This is a genomic window from Microbulbifer maximicatervae (SeqCode) (assembly GCF_052467305.1).
Window position 1 is genome coordinate 1,647,588 of sequence record NZ_CP174306.1, and the last position, 18,683, is coordinate 1,666,270.

The 18,683-nt window shown below is 45.2% G+C and carries 18 protein-coding genes and 2 pseudogenes; 15 read left to right on the top strand and 5 right to left on the bottom strand.

Going from position 1 to position 18,683, the window contains the following annotated elements:
- Positions 1-278 precede the first annotated feature (278 nt).
- The 4 genes from ACJJI4_RS07420 to ACJJI4_RS07435 all read left to right on the top strand — a co-directional run bounded on the left by ACJJI4_RS07420 (position 279) and on the right by ACJJI4_RS07435 (position 2,884).
- On the top strand, positions 279-608 hold the full coding sequence (locus ACJJI4_RS07420; RefSeq protein WP_413665519.1) for a DMT family transporter: 330 nt from the start codon (positions 279-281) through the stop codon (positions 606-608).
- A gap of 315 nt (positions 609-923) precedes the next feature.
- On the top strand, positions 924-1,430 hold the full coding sequence (locus tag ACJJI4_RS07425) for a DoxX family protein (protein WP_444905513.1): 507 nt from the start codon (positions 924-926) through the stop codon (positions 1,428-1,430).
- A 95-nt stretch (positions 1,431-1,525) separates the two neighbouring features.
- Positions 1,526-1,963, top strand: a complete 438-nt coding sequence (locus tag ACJJI4_RS07430) for a cupin domain-containing protein (RefSeq protein ID WP_444927598.1) — start codon at positions 1,526-1,528, stop codon at positions 1,961-1,963.
- A 174-nt stretch (positions 1,964-2,137) separates the two neighbouring features.
- Positions 2,138-2,884, top strand: coding sequence for a putative adhesin (locus ACJJI4_RS07435; protein ID WP_444905511.1), 747 nt, complete (start codon positions 2,138-2,140; stop codon positions 2,882-2,884).
- 174 nt (positions 2,885-3,058) lie between these two features.
- Here the strand turns inward: ACJJI4_RS07435 and pcp are convergent, their stop codons facing one another.
- Both pcp and ACJJI4_RS07445 read right to left on the bottom strand, forming a co-directional pair.
- Positions 3,059-3,727 (bottom strand): pyroglutamyl-peptidase I, encoded by a 669-nt coding sequence (gene pcp / locus ACJJI4_RS07440; protein ID WP_444927599.1) that lies wholly within the window; start codon positions 3,725-3,727, stop codon positions 3,059-3,061.
- Between the two features lie 95 nt (positions 3,728-3,822).
- On the bottom strand, positions 3,823-4,242 hold the full coding sequence (locus ACJJI4_RS07445; protein WP_282933128.1) for an ester cyclase: 420 nt from the start codon (positions 4,240-4,242) through the stop codon (positions 3,823-3,825).
- Between the two features lie 277 nt (positions 4,243-4,519).
- On the opposite strand from ACJJI4_RS07445, the gene ACJJI4_RS07450 reads away from it, so the two are divergent.
- The 4 genes from ACJJI4_RS07450 (at position 4,520) to ACJJI4_RS07465 (ending at position 10,141) form a co-directional block, all read left to right on the top strand.
- Positions 4,520-5,887, top strand: coding sequence for an efflux RND transporter periplasmic adaptor subunit (locus tag ACJJI4_RS07450; RefSeq protein WP_444912864.1), 1,368 nt, complete (start codon positions 4,520-4,522; stop codon positions 5,885-5,887).
- Positions 5,884-9,015: an efflux RND transporter permease subunit gene (locus ACJJI4_RS07455; RefSeq protein ID WP_444912865.1), complete on the top strand. Its 3,132-nt coding sequence runs from the start codon at positions 5,884-5,886 to the stop codon at positions 9,013-9,015. Before ACJJI4_RS07450 ends, ACJJI4_RS07455 begins: the two co-directional genes overlap by 4 nt.
- A 77-nt stretch (positions 9,016-9,092) precedes the next feature.
- Positions 9,093-9,461 carry a hypothetical protein gene (locus tag ACJJI4_RS07460; protein WP_444912866.1) on the top strand — a complete coding sequence of 123 codons (369 nt, stop codon included), beginning with the start codon at positions 9,093-9,095 and terminating at the stop codon, positions 9,459-9,461.
- 233 nt (positions 9,462-9,694) lie between these two features.
- A complete protein-coding gene (locus ACJJI4_RS07465) occupies positions 9,695-10,141 on the top strand; it encodes a GNAT family N-acetyltransferase (RefSeq protein ID WP_444912867.1) in 447 nt (148 codons plus the stop codon).
- Positions 10,142-10,169: 28 nt separating this feature from the next.
- On the opposite strand, the gene ACJJI4_RS07470 is transcribed toward ACJJI4_RS07465, so the two are convergent.
- A complete protein-coding gene (locus tag ACJJI4_RS07470; RefSeq protein ID WP_444912868.1) occupies positions 10,170-11,066 on the bottom strand; it encodes a LysR family transcriptional regulator in 897 nt (298 codons plus the stop codon).
- A 117-nt stretch (positions 11,067-11,183) separates the two neighbouring features.
- On the opposite strand from ACJJI4_RS07470, the gene ACJJI4_RS07475 reads away from it, so the two are divergent.
- The 5 genes and pseudogenes from ACJJI4_RS07475 (at position 11,184) to ACJJI4_RS07495 (ending at position 15,347) form a co-directional block, all read left to right on the top strand.
- The gene (locus ACJJI4_RS07475; protein ID WP_444927600.1) at positions 11,184-12,125 is read left to right on the top strand and encodes a peptidyl-alpha-hydroxyglycine alpha-amidating lyase family protein; all 942 of its coding nucleotides are present in this window, start codon (positions 11,184-11,186) and stop codon (positions 12,123-12,125) included.
- Positions 12,126-12,284: 159 nt separating this feature from the next.
- Positions 12,285-12,440 (top strand): annotated as a pseudogene (locus ACJJI4_RS07480) (IS30 family transposase); the annotation flags it as partial.
- 213 nt (positions 12,441-12,653) lie between these two features.
- Positions 12,654-14,309: a histidine kinase gene (locus tag ACJJI4_RS07485; RefSeq protein ID WP_444927601.1), complete on the top strand. Its 1,656-nt coding sequence runs from the start codon at positions 12,654-12,656 to the stop codon at positions 14,307-14,309.
- Between the two features lie 467 nt (positions 14,310-14,776).
- Positions 14,777-14,932, top strand: a pseudogene (locus ACJJI4_RS07490) (IS30 family transposase); the annotation flags it as partial.
- A 58-nt stretch (positions 14,933-14,990) separates the two neighbouring features.
- Complete coding sequence (locus tag ACJJI4_RS07495; RefSeq protein ID WP_444927602.1) at positions 14,991-15,347, top strand: 5-carboxymethyl-2-hydroxymuconate Delta-isomerase; 357 nt, start codon at positions 14,991-14,993, stop codon at positions 15,345-15,347.
- Positions 15,348-15,458: 111 nt separating this feature from the next.
- Here the strand turns inward: ACJJI4_RS07495 and ACJJI4_RS07500 are convergent, their stop codons facing one another.
- On the bottom strand, positions 15,459-16,223 hold the full coding sequence (locus ACJJI4_RS07500) for an SDR family NAD(P)-dependent oxidoreductase (protein WP_444927603.1): 765 nt from the start codon (positions 16,221-16,223) through the stop codon (positions 15,459-15,461).
- A gap of 139 nt (positions 16,224-16,362) precedes the next feature.
- Here ACJJI4_RS07500 and ACJJI4_RS07505 point away from each other — a divergent pair, with 139 nt between their 5' ends.
- Both ACJJI4_RS07505 and ACJJI4_RS07510 read left to right on the top strand, forming a co-directional pair.
- Positions 16,363-17,283: a LysR family transcriptional regulator gene (locus ACJJI4_RS07505; protein WP_444927604.1), complete on the top strand. Its 921-nt coding sequence runs from the start codon at positions 16,363-16,365 to the stop codon at positions 17,281-17,283.
- Positions 17,284-17,623: 340 nt separating this feature from the next.
- Positions 17,624-17,980 carry a potassium channel family protein gene (locus tag ACJJI4_RS07510; protein ID WP_444927605.1) on the top strand — a complete coding sequence of 119 codons (357 nt, stop codon included), beginning with the start codon at positions 17,624-17,626 and terminating at the stop codon, positions 17,978-17,980.
- A gap of 54 nt (positions 17,981-18,034) precedes the next feature.
- Here ACJJI4_RS07510 and ACJJI4_RS07515 read toward each other — a convergent pair whose 3' ends face one another.
- Positions 18,035-18,643: an OsmC-related (seleno)protein gene (locus tag ACJJI4_RS07515; RefSeq protein WP_444927606.1), complete on the bottom strand. Its 609-nt coding sequence runs from the start codon at positions 18,641-18,643 to the stop codon at positions 18,035-18,037.
- Positions 18,644-18,683 lie beyond the last annotated feature (40 nt).

Below are 18,683 nucleotides of genomic sequence, written 5' to 3' on the forward strand. Positions count from 1 at the left end.
ATACTACAATTAGATCTATTGGTATCGATAGGCTAGGTAGTTGTCGGGGCTGAAATCTAGCTCTTCTTTATATTGCTGATTTGTCAATGGGAAGACATGAGTTATCTTGGGTAGCCAGAGGGCTGACTGTTGACTGTAAAGTCCAGCATTGTATTTCGTACAGCCGCATAGTAAATAGCAGAATCCCCGCTATTTTCCAATAGCGCTATTCGTCATAAATTTGATAGTATCTAGCTGATCAAGTGATTTGACTACAATAAATTCTAATGGAGTAGAACTTGACCTATTTGTTTTTATTTTTTGCAATCATTACCGAAGTTACAGCTACCCTACTACTTAAGGCTTCCAACGGTTGGGAAAAGTGGTGGCTGGGAATGGCCTCTATCTTTTTTTATTCTCTGGCGAGTCTATTTCTTGCGTTTGTACTAAAAAATATGAATGTGGGAATGACTTATGCCATCTGGTCAGGCGTCGGTATTGCTCTTGTTTGTGCAGCTTCTGTGGTTATTTGGCAGCAAAAGTTTGACGTATACGCTGTGAGTGGAGTTGCTTTGATATTTATGGGTACGGCTCTAATTACTATAAAATCCACTGTGTTTGAGCAGTAGCTTTTTCCTACAGCTTTTATAGGGCGGCTTTACTCAGAGAAAGGCCGGTGAGATTGGATTTACGGTGTAAATGCATCAATGAATTGCTGGCCTCCTCCGAAGAATAGGTTTGGGGCATTCTTTGAAGTGCCTCTTTTGTCATTTAGGTAAACCTGGTTTACCGCAATAATATATATGGTGTTGCGAATTAGGCAATTTTTGCGGTTCAACGGGGTGGGCTTGGCCTATTATTATAGATGACTGTAAACCCTTTTATGATATCTCTTAAAAAGGAAGGTATGGCTGTGGTTGAGTTGTGTGTTAAGGAAGTGTTATATGAAGCAGAGCACGCACGAAAGCTATGAGACTGCAGCTGATTTACAGTTGGCCTTGATTCGAATTTATATCGGGCTCAATTTTACCCATCATTTTGCTGAGAAGTTTGGTCTGTTGGGCGCAGACGCTTACAATTTTGTTGTTCATTATTTTGAGGGGATTGGATACTCATCCTCTATGGTGATTATCTCTGGTATTTGTGCGTTCTCTGCATTTGTTGGATTTACTTTCGGTTTGTTTACGCGGTTTGCCGCTGTTGGGACTGCTCTTTATTTGATGATTGCATTATTTGAAGGGCGGCATTATCTCGCAGGTTTTTCATGGGCAAGTCATGTCAGTGGTATAGATATTAGTGGAAATATACAAACCGTTTATGGTGGGTGGGAATACCCTCTTTTTTGGGCTTTTATTTGCTTATCTTTTGTGTTAACTGGTGGCAGAAAGTGGTCTGTAGATCAATATTTGAGGAAGACAAATTCTTCGGTGTTACAGTTTCTAAGTAGGTGATCTGGATTGTCTGAAACTAGGTGTAACCTATGGATAATTAGTGATTTATCGATGAGGCAATTTTTAGCTTTTGCTGATGAGGTGAGATACTCGTAGTGCAAAAAGAAATCGTTCGCCAAGATTTTTATCATCTTTGGTATGATAAAAGAGGAAGGTCAAGAACCACTGTAGGACATTTTTCAGATTTTGAATTGATTCAATACTCCAATCCTGTGCCCGAATATCACTATCGTGATTTGCCTAAAGTTATTCGAAGTGAGCTTGCAATTTTGCCTCCTGGGTGGAAAAGCGATTTTCACTCTACTCCGAACCCTCAGTGGGTTATTACATTATCTGGCTGTTGGCGTACGACAACTCGGGACGGTGTTGAGGTGACATATAGGCCTGGAGATGTTCATTTTGGGGGAGATACGCCTGTTAATGGTATAGCTATTGACCAGCAGGGGCATTGTACGATTAATCCCTCCAAAACAGATCCCGCGAAATTACTTATATTAACTGTCGACTCTTTGCTTCCTGCTCCTGAAGAGTGAGTATCTAATGGTTTGCCTGATAGGCTCCGGATCATATTTCCTGTAGCTATTGAAAGCTATTTTTGATTAAAAAATCGCATATTTTAAACATTTACTTCGGTTGTTGAGTGGAATACGATTTTTCTCGAGATAATTCTATTTGTTAACTTAGGCTTTGAGAGCTGGGGAGGGTTTATGCCTGCAAAGGAGTTTTTCAGTAATGTCAAAAGTGCTTTAAAGGACTATTTTGGTAATAAGGCAACAGCACTTTGGCATACCTTTGATGATTCTGAAGTGGCGGTGGCAGGGAACTATCAGTGTGTAGATCTTGATGGTCGTGCTTGGTTGTGGACTCCTCGTGGAATGACAACAAACCGGTTAATTGTAACTGCTCACGGGTATCGCAGAACCACATCCAGTTTCAAAATAGAGCACAATGTTAACCTGCATTTTTACTCGCGTGATAAATTCAGTGTGAATGATCCTGGACTTGGGAGGTTTTATGATCGGGGGGCCAATTCTGTTGAAGATTTAGGTTTAAATGATACTTGTTTTAACTACATCCTGACGAAGTATACCAGTAGCGCTACTAATAGACACAATACTAACAATGAAACTTACACTTCGATTAATGCGATTATGTCTCACAATGATAGTGATAGTCGAAGACGCAGAATTCAGAATGCTAATAATATCGGAATGGTTGCCAAGGCAAATAGCATTCAGTCCTTTCAGCCGCCCAGTATTCTGACCATAAGAAATAGACAGTTTATGGCAGCAGTAAACCTGAAGTGGGTTTTGGATACCTTGGCGAAAAAGGGGCATCACTTTAATGACATTGATTGTCTCTTCTGTAGAAATACTCTTTGGACTGGCACAGTAGCTGTGATGTCGGGTCTGTCCGGAGGAGATAAATATAGTGATGATGTTGCTATAAATTAGTAGTACTAGAAGGGGTTGTTTTATAGTGTCGATATGGCCTTTTTTGTGCGGTAAGAGCATTTATTGATCTACTTGGTGCTTTGAATTATCTCGTTGATATTTCCTTCTTTGTATGTTGATTGCATAAAAATTACTAGTAGGGAGAATATGACCTTACTAAACAGTTCAATTTAATTAGATTTGTAAGTGAGAAGGGATCGGATCGTCAGTGTCGCGCGGGTTAGCTAGTGCGGCTTCAATGGCAGCCTGTATCCCAAGGGCGGCAGTTTCTTTTGACATGCTGGGGTTGCCGATATTTTCGGGCAGTGCGGCAATCTGGGGTAGCTGAGGAAGGTGTATCCAGCCGGCGGGGATATTCAGCTGATTAGTCGCGATATAGTGAAGCGCGCCATACATCATATGGTTGCAACAAAAAGTACCCGCAGTATCAGAAATATCGGCAGGAACACCAATATCGCGCATTGCCATAACCATTGCGCGGATAGGGAGTGTGCTGTGATAAGCGACAGGACCATTTTGTACAGTCGGCTCACCCTGCATTTCAACTCCCCGGTTATCTTTCAAATTATATCTGGTGGAATCATTATAATTTTGTGCAATTCTCTCAGCCGTAATGATTGCACGGCCACTGTACTCTCCTAACATCACCACTAATTGCGGTTCTATTTCTTCAATAGCATCCGTGACAACTTCAATGCTTTCAAAGAAGTTGTTGGGTATCAAAAGACCATGAATATCACCACTGGCTATCCGTGTTCCGTCCAGCATGCGCATAACTGATTCTGCTGGATTTATCGGTGTGTTACCGAAGGGCTCAAAGCCAGTCAATAAAACTTTTGCCATAGAGATGTTATCGTAAATTGGCACAGAAAGGTTGATATATGGTTAGTTGTCAAAGGTAGCGTTGTCTAGGCTACCTTTGACTGGTTCGTGGTCGGCTATTCAACTAAACCTAATTGCTCCAGGAAAGTGTATTTATCCCAGTCCACCCAGCTTTCCACCATTTTTCCATCTTTATATCTATCGGTATGTACGCCAGTCCAACTGCTGGTTTTTCCTGTCGCGTCATACTGTAGGAATTTACCCGTATGGGTGGCGGTAATCCTCCAGCGGGTGCAGACATAATCACCCTCGGCAACTTGTACCAGAATTTCTAATTTTGTGTTGGAGAATCCCTGGTGAAATTCAGCGACTAGATCCAGGCAGTCTTTTATCGATAAAACCGACGTGGAACCGCCAGCATAGGGCATTTGGTGATTTTTATAATCCGGTGATAAATAATCTGTCGCTTTGTCGGGGAAGTTGTCCCCCCACAATTCCAGTATCGCTTTTGATGTTTCTTTGTGATTGTTCGCCATTTTTGTCCCACTGTCAGTTAGGTCGGAATTTGGTAGCCCAAGCATAGTTCAGTGAATTTAAGGGGGGAGCGAATCGAAGTGGGATTAGATTCAATATTGATAGTCGATTGATATGAGTTGGCGCAGATTACATGATAAATAAATATATTGAGTAACTACTTTAAGCTTTACAGGGTGTTGTGCGTTCTGCGAACTTTAATAGAGTATTCAACTGCTGGGTTTTAGTGGCACTAGGCTTTTTAAGGTCTGGTTCGGCCAGTTCTTTATGGGTAAAACTATGACAAGTAGCGCAATCAAAGCCTTACTAAAGCGTCGTCGAATGCTACCCGTTTTGATACTTGGTGGAATTTTAATGGCTATGTCGCTGGTGGCCAGTCGACAGAAACCACAAAGATACGAAGGGCAAGTTCCGGAACTGCTGGTGGAAGCCATCGAAGTGAAGCGAATGCCTATTCGAGCTGAAACTGTTGCTTTTGGAGAGGTGATGCCGAGCCTTATCCTTGAGGCAAACTCTGAAGTTGGTGGTCGTGTGGTTTCAGTGTCGGCTGATTTGGAACCTGGCGCAATAATATCTGCCGGGGCACCAATCCTAAATATTGACGAAACCAGCTATCAATTGGCCGTTGCTCAAGCGGAGAGTGACTTGGCTGTTTATCGTGCAAAATTACAAGAACTGGAGGTTGAAAAGGCTAATAGCCAGCGTTCGTTGGAAATAGCTCAGAGGACACTGGAATTAGGGGAACAGGAATTACAGCGAAAAGAGCAGTTGGCGGTTAAGGGGATTGTTTCTCGCTCAGCGGCTGATGCGGAGGAGCAACGGGTATTGAAGTTGCGACAAGAAGTTGAACTTCAAAAGGGTAATCTCTCCCTCTTTCCCACTCGTAGGCAGGTGATAAAGGCCCAGATAAGTCGTGCTGAAGCGCTGCTTGGTGAAAGTCGCTACCAGTTATCGCGAACCCGGATAAGCCTGCCCTATAACGTGCGGATCGGTGATGTCTATGTGGAGGCTGGCCAGTCTGTTGCCCATGGGACTCCGCTTTTTGTCGCTTATGGTATGGATCAGGTGGAGGTTTCAGCCGAACTGACGATGGCTCAAATAGTGCCTCTTTTTCGGAGTATTGAATCTCCCAGTGATCAAACTTTCTCGCCTGACGACTTCTCAGATGCCTTATTGGGATTGGAGGCCAGGGTTGGACTGGTAGGTGGTATTGAACCGGTGGAATGGCGGGGCAGGGTAGTGAGAGTTGGAGGTACCATGGATACCACAAGCAGAACTCTCTCCGTAGTGGTTGCAGTGGATAACCCTTATCGAAATATAGTAGCCGAGGGTCGGCCGCCCCTATTTCGTGGTATGTATGCCCGGATTAAGCTTATTGCACCTCCTTCGCCAGCTTTAGTTATCCCTCGCAGAGCCATGCATGAAGGGCGGGTCTACTTGGCTGAAAATAATCAATTGAAGATTCGCACCATAACGGTGGACTACTACCTGGGTGATCTAGCTGTTATCCGCTCTGGCTTGGTGCCTGGAGATCAGGTGATAACTACTGATGTTATCCCAGCAATCAGTGGGACGGCAGTATCTGTCATCGATGTCAAAATGGGAGTTTCAGACCTGGCCGTGGCAGCAGAGGAAGTTGGCGAGTGATTCGCTTTTTTGCGATCCACCCAACTGCTGCCAATTTGCTTATGGTGGGTTTAATGCTGGCTGGCTTTTTCGTATTGCCGACGATGAAGCGAGAGACTATGCCGGAAATCGACAAGTTCGAAGTACAAGTCTCAGTATTTTATCCTGGTGCAGCTACCGCTGAGGTCGAAGACAGTATCTGCCTCCCCCTCGAAGAGGCAACGGATGGCATCCCATTTATTGATGAGCGCCGCTGTGAAGCTGCAGACAATCTTGGCGTGATGAAACTGAAAATGCAGGAAGCAGGTGATATGGGGCAGTTTCTTGCCGACATTGAATCTGCAGTAGATGCGATAGACTCCCTTCCTGCTGAGAGCGAAAGGCCAGTAATAGAAGAGCTGGGACGTACCCAGCCGGTGGTGAGTGTTGCCCTAAGCGCAGATTTGCCTTTGATCCAGCTCAACCAATTGGCCGAGCACTATCGCCGAGAGTTACTTCGTCATCCGTTGGTGCCCATTGTCAAAATTTCCGGTTTTTCAGACCATCAATTGCAAGTGGAAATTTCAGATTACAATTTGCGACAGTATGGACTGAGTGTTGCCGATCTTGCCGCAATTATCGATAAGCAGGCAATTGATATGCCCGCCGGTAAGGTAACTGCACCTGATCGGGAGTATCAGGTTCGTTTTACCGAAAAGCGGCGCACCGCAGCAGAGCTTGAAGAACTTATTGTTGTCAAAGGAATGGCTGGCGCAGAGGTGCGATTGGGCGATATTGCCACTATCTACGACAGTTTTGAAAAGGAGGAGGACAAAATCACTTTTGATGGGCAGCGAGCCGCATTGCTTGTTGTTCAGAAAAACAGTGTGGATGACAGTTTGAGGGTGTTGGAAGCGGTTCGCGAATTTGTACAAGCGGAAAATGCCCGTTTGCCGGAAGAAATGCGGTTGATTCTTACTCAGGATAGCGCCTCAATTGTTGCTGATCGTTTAAGGATGATTATTACCAACGCCTGGCAAGGGCTTATTCTTGTTGCGCTGACCCTTTATTTGTTTTTTAGCGGGCGATATGTGTTTTGGGTGGTTATGGGCCTGCCCGTTTCATTTCTCGGCGCCTTTGCTGTGATTACTGCTTTGGGTATATCCATCAATATGATCAGCTTGGTGGGGCTGCTGATTGCAATTGGCATCTTGATGGATGATGCCATTGTGCTTTCGGAAAGTATCGCCACCGAATACCGAGATGGCCGTACACCTCTTCAGGCGGTGGTTATCGGAACCAAGCGTGTTGCAAGGGGGGTTATCTCCTCATTTGTCACTACCGTGATCGTTTTTTCTGGATTAGCTTTTATCAAAGGGGACATGGGGCAGGTCCTCAAAGTTTTGCCAGTTGTTTTAATCTCTGTACTAGTGGTTAGCCTGATTGAAGCCTTTCTTATTCTCCCCGCCCATTTGCGTCATGCCCTTTCGCACAAGGAAAACCCATCAGCCTGGAAAGTCGCTTTTGCTCAGCGATTTGAGTTGTGGAGAGAGTATGTCGGGCGTGTCGCTGATAAAGCGGTGGAATACCGATATGCTTTTGTCGGCGGCGTAGTGGGGCTATTTTTTGTTACGGTGAGTCTTCTTCCAGCGGGTTTAGTTAAATTCCAAGGGTTTCCTACATTGGAGGGAGATTTACTACAGGCCCGAATTCTAATGCCTCAAGGAACCTCCCTCGTAGAAATGGAAAAACTGGTGGCGTATCAGAAGAAGGCCCTGTATTTAGCTGCTGGAAACCTCTCAGGGAAAGAGGTAGCGCCACTTATCGAGCACATTAGTGTTACTTACGGTGTGAATGGCGATGCTTTTGAGAGTGGAGCTCATGTAGCCACAATAAATGTCGACCTACTGGCTGCAGAGGTTCGCCATACAAGTATCAGTGAGTTACGTCAGGCCTGGAGTAAGGCTGCTGGCGATATACCTGGTGCGATCGCGATTTTGTATAAGGAGCCATCGCCTGGTCCAGCTGGACGAGCTATTTACCTTCGCTTGGCCGGGCTGGATATTGATCAGCTAAAAGGAATATCTATACGTCTACAAAACTGGCTGCGCAGTTACGAAGGAGTGGTGAATGTACTGGATGACCTGCGTCCTGGTAAGCCACAGCTGACGGTCCGAATGCGGGAGGGGGTTTATGCTTCTGGTATTGATGCCAGTGTTGTGGCCACTCAACTGAGAGCTGCCTATCAGGGCACAGAGATTGATGAAGTGCAGTATCAGGGAGAGACTTACGAAATTCGTGTTCGAATGGATGAGCCATCTCGCAGTGCGCTGTCACGATTTGACGAGCTTGTCATTATCCACCCTGAAACAAGGCAGCGTGTACCCTTGATGGCAATTGCCGATATTGAAATGCACCGGGACTATGCGCGTATCCAGAGAATAAATGGTGAGCGTGTTGTTACGGTCTTTGCAGATGTTTTTACAGAGAGGGCCAATGCCAGTGAAATTCTGCTGGATACCCAACAGAACTTTTTTGCACCATTGGAGCAGGAATTTCCGGGCCTAAGGGTAACCATGAAAGGAGAGATTGAGAATAGTCTCATTACAGGTCTATCGATGGGTAAGGCCTTGTTGATCGGGGCAATAGGAATCTATTTACTACTGTCGCTTCAATTTCGTAGTTATACCGAACCTGTAATTGTGATGATGGCGATTCCCCTGGCTTTAATAGGTGTAGTCTGGGGACATATTATTATGGGGCAGAATATGACGATGCCCAGCATGATGGGATTTGTCTCTCTCACTGGAATTGTGGTGAATGATTCAATCCTGTTAGTAGAGTTTGTGAAGCTTCGTGTCCGAAAGGGAATGGACGTTCACTCGGCGGCGAGTCAAGCCAGTCGCGACCGGTTCAGGGCTATTTTCCTTACCTCACTGACAACAGTGGCCGGATTGTTGCCACTGATGTTCGAAACCAGTCTTCAAGCCCAGATACTGATTCCACTGGTGACCAGTATTGTATTTGGGATAAGTAGTTCAACCGTTTTGATTCTGTTGGTGCTGCCGGCTCTTTATGGCATTCTTGAGGATTTTGACTTGACCGAGCGAACGCGGGAGCAGCAGAGTAATTTATCTCAAGTCGGCGCAGCTACTGCAGCTCGTGTCTAAAGTCGGGTAATGCCGAGTATTGATGTGTGAAGTTACTGTAACGAGTAGTTGATGTAGGAATATAGAAAGGACGACCTGTGAAGTCATTTACTATTCAAAATAAGTCTGGAAAAATTAGTTTTGGGAGAATTAGGGGCGATCATTTTTCGATTAAAATAAGGACGCCGGCAGAAGGTGTATCTTATGATAGTCTCGTGATAAAAATACCGGTCGATTGTATTAGCCGCTTCAAAAGATTTCTCGACTCTCGAATGATTGATAGGTTAAAACTGGGGCAAAGTAAAGGAATTTTTAAAGAGTATCTACTTATTGAAAGAGAAAGCAAGTTCTCTCCGGTAAAAATTGAACTAAACAGCTGGATGCTTGTATTTGGTGCTAATTTATCAATTAGACTGGAGAGAAGTGATGTTGAACAGCTAAGCTCTTTTCTTTCTGAACATGCTTAGTATTTACTATAAATTAGTCCCCTCAAAAATTTGATGAAAATTTTTGATTAGGCAGTAACTCAAAATGGTTCTTTCGTTCAGGTAAGATGCAGGTGTTTTTTAAACACAGTTGTTGTTCCTTTAGTTAGGTTACCTAATTAGTTTAGAGCAGCCCTTGTTGTCCCCTTTACTTCAATTGATAATCAGGAAGATAAATTTGAACTTGTCTTCTTTTGTACAGATTCACTCTCAAAATGATTAGAAAATACAATAAAAATGACTATCCACGTGTGCTGGATATATATGCCCGTTCGAAACTCGATGAGCTACGGTTTGAAAGCCGGAGTTTCAATCTACTGCCACTGGATAAAGATCAAAAACGTTTGGCCCAGCTGATGGAGTCGGATATTTATGTGTACGAAAAAGGTGATGTTCTTGGCTATGGCGCGCGATATAAGAATGAGATTCGTGCACTATTTGTGCATCCTTCGTTTAGAGGTCAGGGGATAGGGCGGGAGTTGCTGGAGTACCTGTTAGGGGACATCAGTGGCGCTGTACACCTGCAGGTTGCCAAGACCAATGACCCGGTGAAAAACCTGTATCGCAAATATGGCTTTGTGGTGACCAGGGAGCTGCAAACTACCTACAGCGGGGTCCCTGTACTTGCCAATGAAATGGTTCGCCCCCCCAGCGCCAACTAAATATACAAACGCCTATGCTACAGGAGTGTCAGCAGGCGTTGTTCTCAAAACATTCCTCCAGAAACCTCCAAAAGGCATCCAGCTTGGCGGAGGCGGCTCTTCTCTGCTGATACACCGCAAAAAGTGGCCTGCTTGATTGCTGCCAATCCGGCAGAACCTGAACCAAGTTACCCGCCGTCATATCCCGCTCTACCAAATAATCGTAAAGGCAAGCTATACCGGCGCCAGATAGGGCTGCTTGATAGAGGGAATAGTAGTTATTACTTGAAAAGTAGGGCTTGGGGGCAATCGTGATCGATTCCTGCCCCATCTTAAAAGTCCAGGAAAGTGGATCGCGGCTGTACTTGTAACACAGTAGTTGGAATTTATTGAGTTGGTCCGGGGAGGAAAAGGACTTAATCCTTGCCAGGTACTCAGGAGATGCTACCAGGAGCCGATCGTGCCGGCCGATTTGATGAGAGTAGAGCGTTGATTGGGGCTGTGCAGGTTGGGATCGCAATGCCAGGTCAAACCCTTCACCGGTAAGATCCCGAAGCTGATCATCCAGAATCAGGTCCAAACGGATATCTGGGTGCTCAGTTGTAAACTTCGGTAGCCTAGGTGCCAGCCAGAACTGCCCCAGAGCCGTTGGGGCGGTAATCCGCAACAATCCAGAGGGCTGCCCTTTGGAGCTGGTTAGTCGCTCTTCCACTTCCCGTAGATCATTAAGGACACGCTCTGTGGTTTCCAGGTAGTCCCGCCCCGCATCCGTAAGGCTTTGGGATCGGGTAGTACGGTGAATTAGCCGAGTACCCAGTCGCTGCTCAAGCTGTTGGATGGCCTTGCTCACAGCGGACACCGTGGACCCCAATTCCCGGGCGGCACGGGTAAATGACCCCAATCGCGCCACCGTAGTGAACACCTGAATTAAGTGGAACCGGTCCAAAGGAACCTCCAATAATTTCCTGGCAGGAAAGAGTGAATATCAAAATTATGCTATTAACGCATTTATAGGAAAAAGTCACAATATCTTGGCAGATCGACAAGTTAAGAAGGGTTTCTGATGAGAGTGATTGTATTGCTATGCCTGATTTTGGTTCCCAGCGCCTTTACGCTGGCCGAGGCACCGCCAAACAGCCAGCCATTTCACGTCAAGGGGGGTGATTTTAAGTTGCCAGTGGGTTGGCACTTTGGGGAGGTTGCGGGGGTGGTCCGCAGGGAGAATGGCCACTTTGTTGTGTTTCACCGAGGGTCTCATTCGCTGTTGGAGTTCGATGGACAGCGGCGTTTTGTTCGTGAAATTGGCGCGGGACTGTTTGAAAATCCGCATGGTCTTCGTATAGACCATAAGGGCAATATTTGGACTACCGATACTGCCACGCACCTGGTATTGAAATTTGCACCTGATGGCGAAGTAGCCATGGTATTGGGGAAGCGAGGTGCAGCCAGTGAAGGCTGGTTTGATCGCGACTACAACTTGGTGCTGTTCGATCAGCCCCAAGATGTTGCAGTGGATAGAAATGGATTTATTTATGTGGTGGATAAAGGCAACAGCCGCATCGTAAAGCTGGATAAGAATGGCCTTTTGGTAACCACCTGGGGTGGTCAGGGGGAGGCCCCTGGAGAGTTTAATTTCCCTCACTCCATTGTGATTGATTCTGAGGGGCAGTTATATATTGCCGATCGTGAAAATCGCCGGGTACAGATCTTTGATTCAAAGGGTAAATATTTAACTCAATGGAGTGGAATAGGTTACCCCTATGTTCTGTTTCTCAAAGGTGATGCTTTGTGGATGACAGATGCACGGGCCGAGGAAGTGCGACAGTACGACCTGTCTGGTGATCTAAAGATGCGCTATAAAGGCCAGCCTGGGCGGGGACAGAAGCAATTTGGCTTTGTACATGGGATCTATGTGGATGACGACGGACTTTGGGTGTCCCATATCTTGAATTGGAGCATTAATCGCTTACTGCCAGCGGATACATTACCCGCTCCGGTCATGTAGCTTTTCTTGGTTTCGGGTAATAAGTGCAATTGGTAAGGGAGGGCTCAGCTGGTGGAGCCGGCACCTCTCCCGACCAAGAGAAAGGCACTGATGAGCTACTACCAACTGATCGAGAACGAACGATACCAGATTTACAGCTTAAAAAAGCAGGACACCTGGCAGAATTTCCCAAAGGATACCGACTTTAATAAAGTAACAGACGAGCAGGTTCAATTTGTAATGGATCGCTTGAATAGTAGACCAAAAGCGAGTCGGGGTGGAAGGTTACCGAATGAGTTATTTATAGGGCTGCAAGATGATCTGCTTGTGGTATAAAACGATTGCACTTAATAGTTGAAACCAAGGAATATATTCGAAGTTTATTCGAATTTTACTTCTCGCAGTGGTTCTTGTTGGAGATATTTTAGTGCTAGGGCGATGCGAGAATATTCTATATTTTCGTATTGATAATAACAATTGTATCTGATCCAGAACTAAGAATAAGAGAATTTTGAAAAATGATACGATGACCTATAAGGAAAGCATATAGTGAAATTTAATATTAACCTAGCAATCTTGATGTTCAGTGTATATCTTTCAGGTTGTAATGGATCTTCGAGTGGGGGAGATAATCCAGACACAGGTGGCGAGCTTACAGCTGCTACGATGGCGGTCCATTATGAGAAACCTAAAACGCTAACCTTTCGCTGGAGCGATGTTTCTGGGGCAACTTATTATCAGTTATTTGAAAATGCTGATGGGCACTCTGGCTTTGAACCTATTGGAAATCCCATTGCGCCAAAAGAAGAACGCATTGAATTAGTGGTGCCTTTATTCAAAAAGCTTAATGCTCAATACTTATTGCAAACCTGCGATGATCAGAGATGTATCGATTCTGATGCAGTAGCGATTGATCAGGATGTGATAGGTAGTATCGGTTATTTTAAACCCAGTAATACGGATGCTGACGATCAGTTTGGTTGGAATCTAGCAATTAGCGATGATGGCAACCTGCTTGCAGTAGGTGCTCCTCGCGAAGATAGCGGTGGTGACCAAGAGGATAACCTGACACCTGATTCAGGTGCAGTTTATATTTTTAGTCGGGAAGATGGCGAATGGACACAGCAAGCCTATCTTAAGTCTCCAGATCCTCAAGAAGCTGCAGAGTTTGGAACTGCATTGAGCCTTAGCGATGATGGTTATACGCTTGCAGTAGGGGCATTCAAGGAGAACGGGGAAAATGATAATTTTTCTGCGGGCGCTGTTCATATTTTTTCCCGAAGTAATGAAGGTTGGGTCCATAGCGCCCGACTTCAAGCAGACAATCAAGGAAATAATGACCTATTTGGCTATGCCCTTAGTCTTAGTGGGAATGGTTCTACTTTAGCAGTAACCGCACCCAGTGAAGATGGTGGTCTTGATGGCGATTCAATTGAAGATTCTGGAGCGGTATATGTGTTCCGTAATGAGGAGGGAGGTTGGTCGCAGTATGCCTACATTAAGGCTACTGATAGTTCTGAGGGGTTAGGTTTTGGTTCTTCGATAAGCCTTGATGATGCCGGGGCTTCATTCGCAGTTGGGGCTTATGCTGACAATGCAGAGGCAGGTTCCGTTTATCTATACCAGTTGGATGGTGAATCTTGGGTAGAAGATAGAAAGATATCGGCTAGTAATCCTGTCGCTGGTGATTGGTTTGGATTTGCGCTCAATTTAAGTGGTAATGGGCAAACTCTAGCAGTTGGCGCCCCATTACAAAGTGGATCTAACAGTGGCGCTGTCTACATTTTTTCTCGAAAAGAAAACGCTTGGGAGCAAACTGCCTATTTGAAAGCTTCCAATCCTCATGTATCGGCTTACTTTGGAGAGGCGGTAAACCTGAGTGATGATGGCAGTTTTATCGCCGTGGGAGCATGGGGAGAGAAAAGCTATAGCCAAGGATTGTTCGGAGATAGTACAGACGAATCTTCAAATAAAGCAGGAGCAGTTTATACCTATATATTTAATGGCGTAGACTGGTCTAGTGAGGCTTATATTAAGGCGAGCAACACAGACTCGGGAGACAAATTTGGTGGCTCTGTTGCGCTAAGTGGAGATGGAGCTAGTTTAGCAGTAGGGGCGAACGGTGAAGGAAGTTCCGATAGTGGTTTGCTCGCAAATCCTGAGAACAATGAAGCTTATTCTGCAGGAGCGGTTTATATTTATTGATTGGACTGTATAATTTGTATTTATGTATAAAGTTAGTTGTTTGATTTTAAATGGTATTGTTATCATTAATCTAGACCGAACGGAATACGTACAATGTAAATTTTAGAGATCTTTATTCTAAGTATAGATTTTAGGCTGCTCAGGTAAATCAAAAGATTTTCCTAGAGCAGCAATATATCTAGAATTTTAGCTAAAGCTTAGCTGGATAGTGAAAGAAAAGGATATCTTTAAAATTTATAACTCTCTTTAAGTCTGAGCTTGTAATCAAGCTCAGCTAGTGAAATGTGAGTTTGGTTCTAAATTTTAATCTCACTTGGTTTCGGATAATAAGTGCAATTGGCAAGGGAGGGCTCAGCTGGTAGAGTCGGCACCTCTCCCGACCAAGAGAAAGGCACAGATGAGCTACTACCAAATGAGCGAGAACGAACGATACCAGATTTACAGCTTAAAAAAACCCGGACACTTGGCAGAATTTCGCAAAGGATACTGACTTTAATAAAGTAACAGACGAGCAGGTTCAATTTGTAATGGGTCGCTTGAATAGTAGACCAAAAGCGAGTCGGGGTGGAAGGTTACCGAATGAGTTATTTATGGATCTGCAAGATGATCTGCTTGTAGTATAAAACGATTGCACTTAATAGTTGAAACCAAGTTTTTTTCAAAATTCACCTGGGAGTATTTATGCCTCACTGTGTTATCCAGTGTCCTTCTAACCTACTTGAGTTGGTAGATGTTGATAGCTTACTGACTTCTATCCATGCCGCTGCAGATCAGTCTGCACTGTTTGAGTCGGGGGATATTAAAGTTCGTTTGTTACCTGTCGAGCACTATTTGGTTGGACCTGAACCAGCACCGTTTGTACACCTGGAGTGCAGTTTGCTTTCAGGTAGAAGTATTGAGCAGCGACAAAGCTTGGCTCATTTACTAGCCAAGGCCCTATGTGCAGCCGTGCCCGATGTGGAGATGGTTTCTGTAGAGATCCGCGAGATTGTGCGAGCTACATATTGTAATCGCGCTGCATTGGGACTTGCAGTGTAGCTTATTTCCCGTGTTTAAGAATGCCGGGGTGAACTACGAGAAAGCTTCGGCAAAAGGTACTCATTCGCACAAGTGGAGGGCTTGGCCCCCACTTGTGCACTTTCAAGCCGGTTAGAGGCAGTAGCCCCCATCAACCTTCAGGTGTGCATTTCGCATACCGGCTGAGTGATCTGTGGCCAGGTAGTGGATTGCTGGCACTATGTCATCTACCTCAAGTGCCCGGCCCAGTGGCGTTACCATCATACTTTCTGCGAGACTTTGAATGTCTGATTGGCTCATGCCGGCTTTTTCCTGGATTTCGGTCAGGGTGATTCCGGGGCGTACGCTATTTATACGAATTCCTCTCACCGCTAACTCCGCATTCAGGACCTGGGCATAACCTTCAATGGCAGACTTACTCGCACTATAAGCGGAAGTTCCCGAAAAAGTTTTCTCTACGGCAATACTCGAAAGCAAAACCACGCTGGAGGGGTTATTCATCACCGGTAGTAATTTTTGCAGCGTGAAAAAAGGCCCCTTCACATTGATATCAAAAGTGTGATCGAAGAGGGCTTCATCGGTTTCCTCAAATATCCCAGGCTTGAAAATACCGGCATTCAAGATAAGGGCATCCAGTTTAACCTCATCGTTTTGTAATTTGTTTCCCAGTTGCTCAATTTGGTCGAGTTTTCCACTATCACATAGGTGGCATGTCAGTTGGCCGCTACTCCCAAAGAGGCCCGCGATATCCTCGGCTGTTTGTTCCAGTTTTTCAGCGTTTCGGCCCGTGATGATGACTTGCCAGCCCTCGGATAAAAAGTGCTTAGCTGTTGCGAGTCCAATACCGGCAGTGCCACCAGTGATTGCGATGGTTTTTGTTCTCTGCTGGTGTCCCATAGATCCTCTCTTGCGATTGTAATGGTGCAATGAATGGCAGTTGCCAAGATTAGGCTTAGGAGGATATGTTGTTAGACTGGTATCAATAAGGCACCGTTAGGGCAACACTTTGGTTCTAATTTGGAAGCAATGAGGCAGAATGCAGCATCTACATCAATACTTGGGACATTTGTACGTCTTCCGGTTGGTCATTGAGCAAGGCAGTTTTCAGGGGGCTGCTAATCAGCTGGGCTTACCTCGCTCATCAGTCAGCAAGAAGCTGGCACAGCTGGAGGGGTTTGTTGATCAGCGTCTATTGCACAGAAGTACGCGGCAATTGCGCCTTACGGATGCCGGTGCTGCTTTGTTGGAAGCAACGGAGACTATGGCTCAGCTAATGAGCAATACCGAACACCTGATCCTCTCCCAACAGGATGAAGCTGTTGGTAGAGTTAAGATAAGTTGCTCTACCTTAATGGGGCAGCGGTACTTATTGCCATCCATACCACTACTAAAGCAACGCTACCCAAAAATTACTTTTCAAGTGAACTTAAGCGATAGGGTTGTGAACTTACTGGATGAAGGAGTTGATATTGCCATTCGCACGGGGCACTTGCCGGACTCTTCATTGGTAGCGCGCCGAATAGGTGAAAAGCGTTGGGGGTGGTTTGCCAGCCCGGATTATTTGGCGAGTAGGGGGGAACCTAATTCTCCAGATGATTTAAGCCAGCATCAATGCTTAGTGTTTAGTAACCAAACAACAACCATTGACCACTGGCACTTTTCTAACGATGGTAACGAAATAATGACCATTGCCATTGATCCGGCGATGGTGGTCGATGATGGCCGTACATTAGTTGAATTAGCTACAATGGGCCAAGGTATAGTTATGATTGATCCTCTTCTGGTGCGCAGGGAATTAGCGGAGGGCAAGTTGATATCTATCTTTCAGCAATGGAGAAGCCCTGAGTTGCAACCGATCCATCTAGTGTGCTTGGGAAGGTCTATAAGAAGTAAAGCGGTAGAGGTAGTTTGGCAGGCATTGGTTGAGGGCTTGCAGAGGGATTTAATCCAGCCTTAAAAGCAAATATGGCAGGGTTTTACGTATCATCTCTTTTGTTCTTTTGAATTTCCTGAAGCTTCTTTCTTTTTAATTCTCTTTTCTCTTGGTAGTAGCGCTTGTCGACATATCTAAGCAGTAGCCATAAGACAAGTGCAGCATCAATACCAAACAGGTATCCTTTTCCGTACATGCTATATGCGACCTTCTGCTGGCCAGATTGATACTCTATTCAACCAATCTGGCCTTTTTAGAAACCTGATTATTAGTAGGCAAAATAGGGTAGGTAGGAACTCCAGTCGGTCCATACGAGCCGCTGTACAGTTCTATTCACACCATTGGTTTGCATATAAAAGTTCCATTGGCCGGCTATAGCAAGGCTGTTGCGCGATTCGGTCGTGCATTTCGTATGATTAAAGAGGAACTGGTATTGTTTAGAGTAACAGCTCTGATCTTGCTTTATTTGTCATCTGTAGGTATCTATTATTTTGAGAGCGCTGCTCAGCCGGAACAATTTAAATCTATCTTTCACAGTTTGTGGTGGGCAGTTACAACCTTAACCACTGTGGGTTATGGTGACATGTATCCAGTTACTCTCGGTGGGAGAATATTTACTTTCTTTGTGCTTTTGATTGGTTTGGGGGTGGTTGCAATTCCGACAGGTCTTGTCGCTTCTGCCTTATCTAAAGCCCGGATTGAGGATGTAGAAAACGATTAATAACAAGCGCTATTAGGCTATGGCCTCTTGGTCTGTGAGGCCATCCCAGGGTATTTAATTGAACTCAATCGCTTTACTATTGATAAAGAGGTGGGTATCAACGGGTGTAGCACTGGAAACGGTTTGAAGTGACATACAGGCCTGCCGGCAACAATGCATGAATTTTACAAGTTTTTCTTCTGGCTCATCACTTTCAACAATCAAGTGTATTTCCACTCTATCCCCCTTGCCAAAGACTTCTTCCGGTTTGATACCCCCAAAATTCAAAGTGGTTGAGAACTCAGTTTTTTGCTCTAGCCTTACACTTTTTAATTTGATCCCGCCAAGTTTAGCCAGCATTTCGATGTGAGACATCATGCAAAGGGCTAGTCCTGCAGAGAAGTACATAATTGGAGATGGGGCACTGCCTCTACCGCCGACGGCTGTGCCTTCATCACAGATAAGCTCCCATGTTCCACCATTAGGAACGTTGGAAAATATGGTGGCTTTTTTTAGGTGATGCCCCTCAGGCATTTGTTCGACATTAATATGAGCGTGAAACTTCAGCAGCTCGCCTTGTTTCACCTTATCGAGGTGAGGGGGAGGGAAGGTTACTTGGAGTGCATTCTCGTCCAACTTGCGAACGATGGTAGAACTCGACATTTCCCATTGAATTGGGTCCATTTCGAGGCTCCTCTGTTTTTGTGTCTCGACTGGAGGGTCG

What these genes read in the sequence shown, in the direction of transcription:
- ACJJI4_RS07495 (WP_444927602.1), top strand. Translation starts at nt 14,991, where the DNA reads ATGCCTCACTGTGTTATCCAGTGTCCTTCTAACCTACTTGAGTTGGTA.
- ACJJI4_RS07425 (WP_444905513.1), top strand. Translation starts at nt 924, where the DNA reads ATGAAGCAGAGCACGCACGAAAGCTATGAGACTGCAGCTGATTTACAG.
- pcp (WP_444927599.1), bottom strand. Translation starts at nt 3,727, where the DNA reads ATGGCAAAAGTTTTATTGACTGGCTTTGAGCCCTTCGGTAACACACCG.
- ACJJI4_RS07505 (WP_444927604.1), top strand. Translation starts at nt 16,363, where the DNA reads ATGCAGCATCTACATCAATACTTGGGACATTTGTACGTCTTCCGGTTG.
- ACJJI4_RS07450 (WP_444912864.1), top strand. Translation starts at nt 4,520, where the DNA reads ATGACAAGTAGCGCAATCAAAGCCTTACTAAAGCGTCGTCGAATGCTA.
- ACJJI4_RS07445 (WP_282933128.1), bottom strand. Translation starts at nt 4,242, where the DNA reads ATGGCGAACAATCACAAAGAAACATCAAAAGCGATACTGGAATTGTGG.
- ACJJI4_RS07515 (WP_444927606.1), bottom strand. Translation starts at nt 18,643, where the DNA reads ATGGACCCAATTCAATGGGAAATGTCGAGTTCTACCATCGTTCGCAAG.
- ACJJI4_RS07465 (WP_444912867.1), top strand. Translation starts at nt 9,695, where the DNA reads ATGATTAGAAAATACAATAAAAATGACTATCCACGTGTGCTGGATATA.
- ACJJI4_RS07435 (WP_444905511.1), top strand. Translation starts at nt 2,138, where the DNA reads ATGCCTGCAAAGGAGTTTTTCAGTAATGTCAAAAGTGCTTTAAAGGAC.
- ACJJI4_RS07500 (WP_444927603.1), bottom strand. Translation starts at nt 16,223, where the DNA reads ATGGGACACCAGCAGAGAACAAAAACCATCGCAATCACTGGTGGCACT.
- ACJJI4_RS07475 (WP_444927600.1), top strand. Translation starts at nt 11,184, where the DNA reads ATGAGAGTGATTGTATTGCTATGCCTGATTTTGGTTCCCAGCGCCTTT.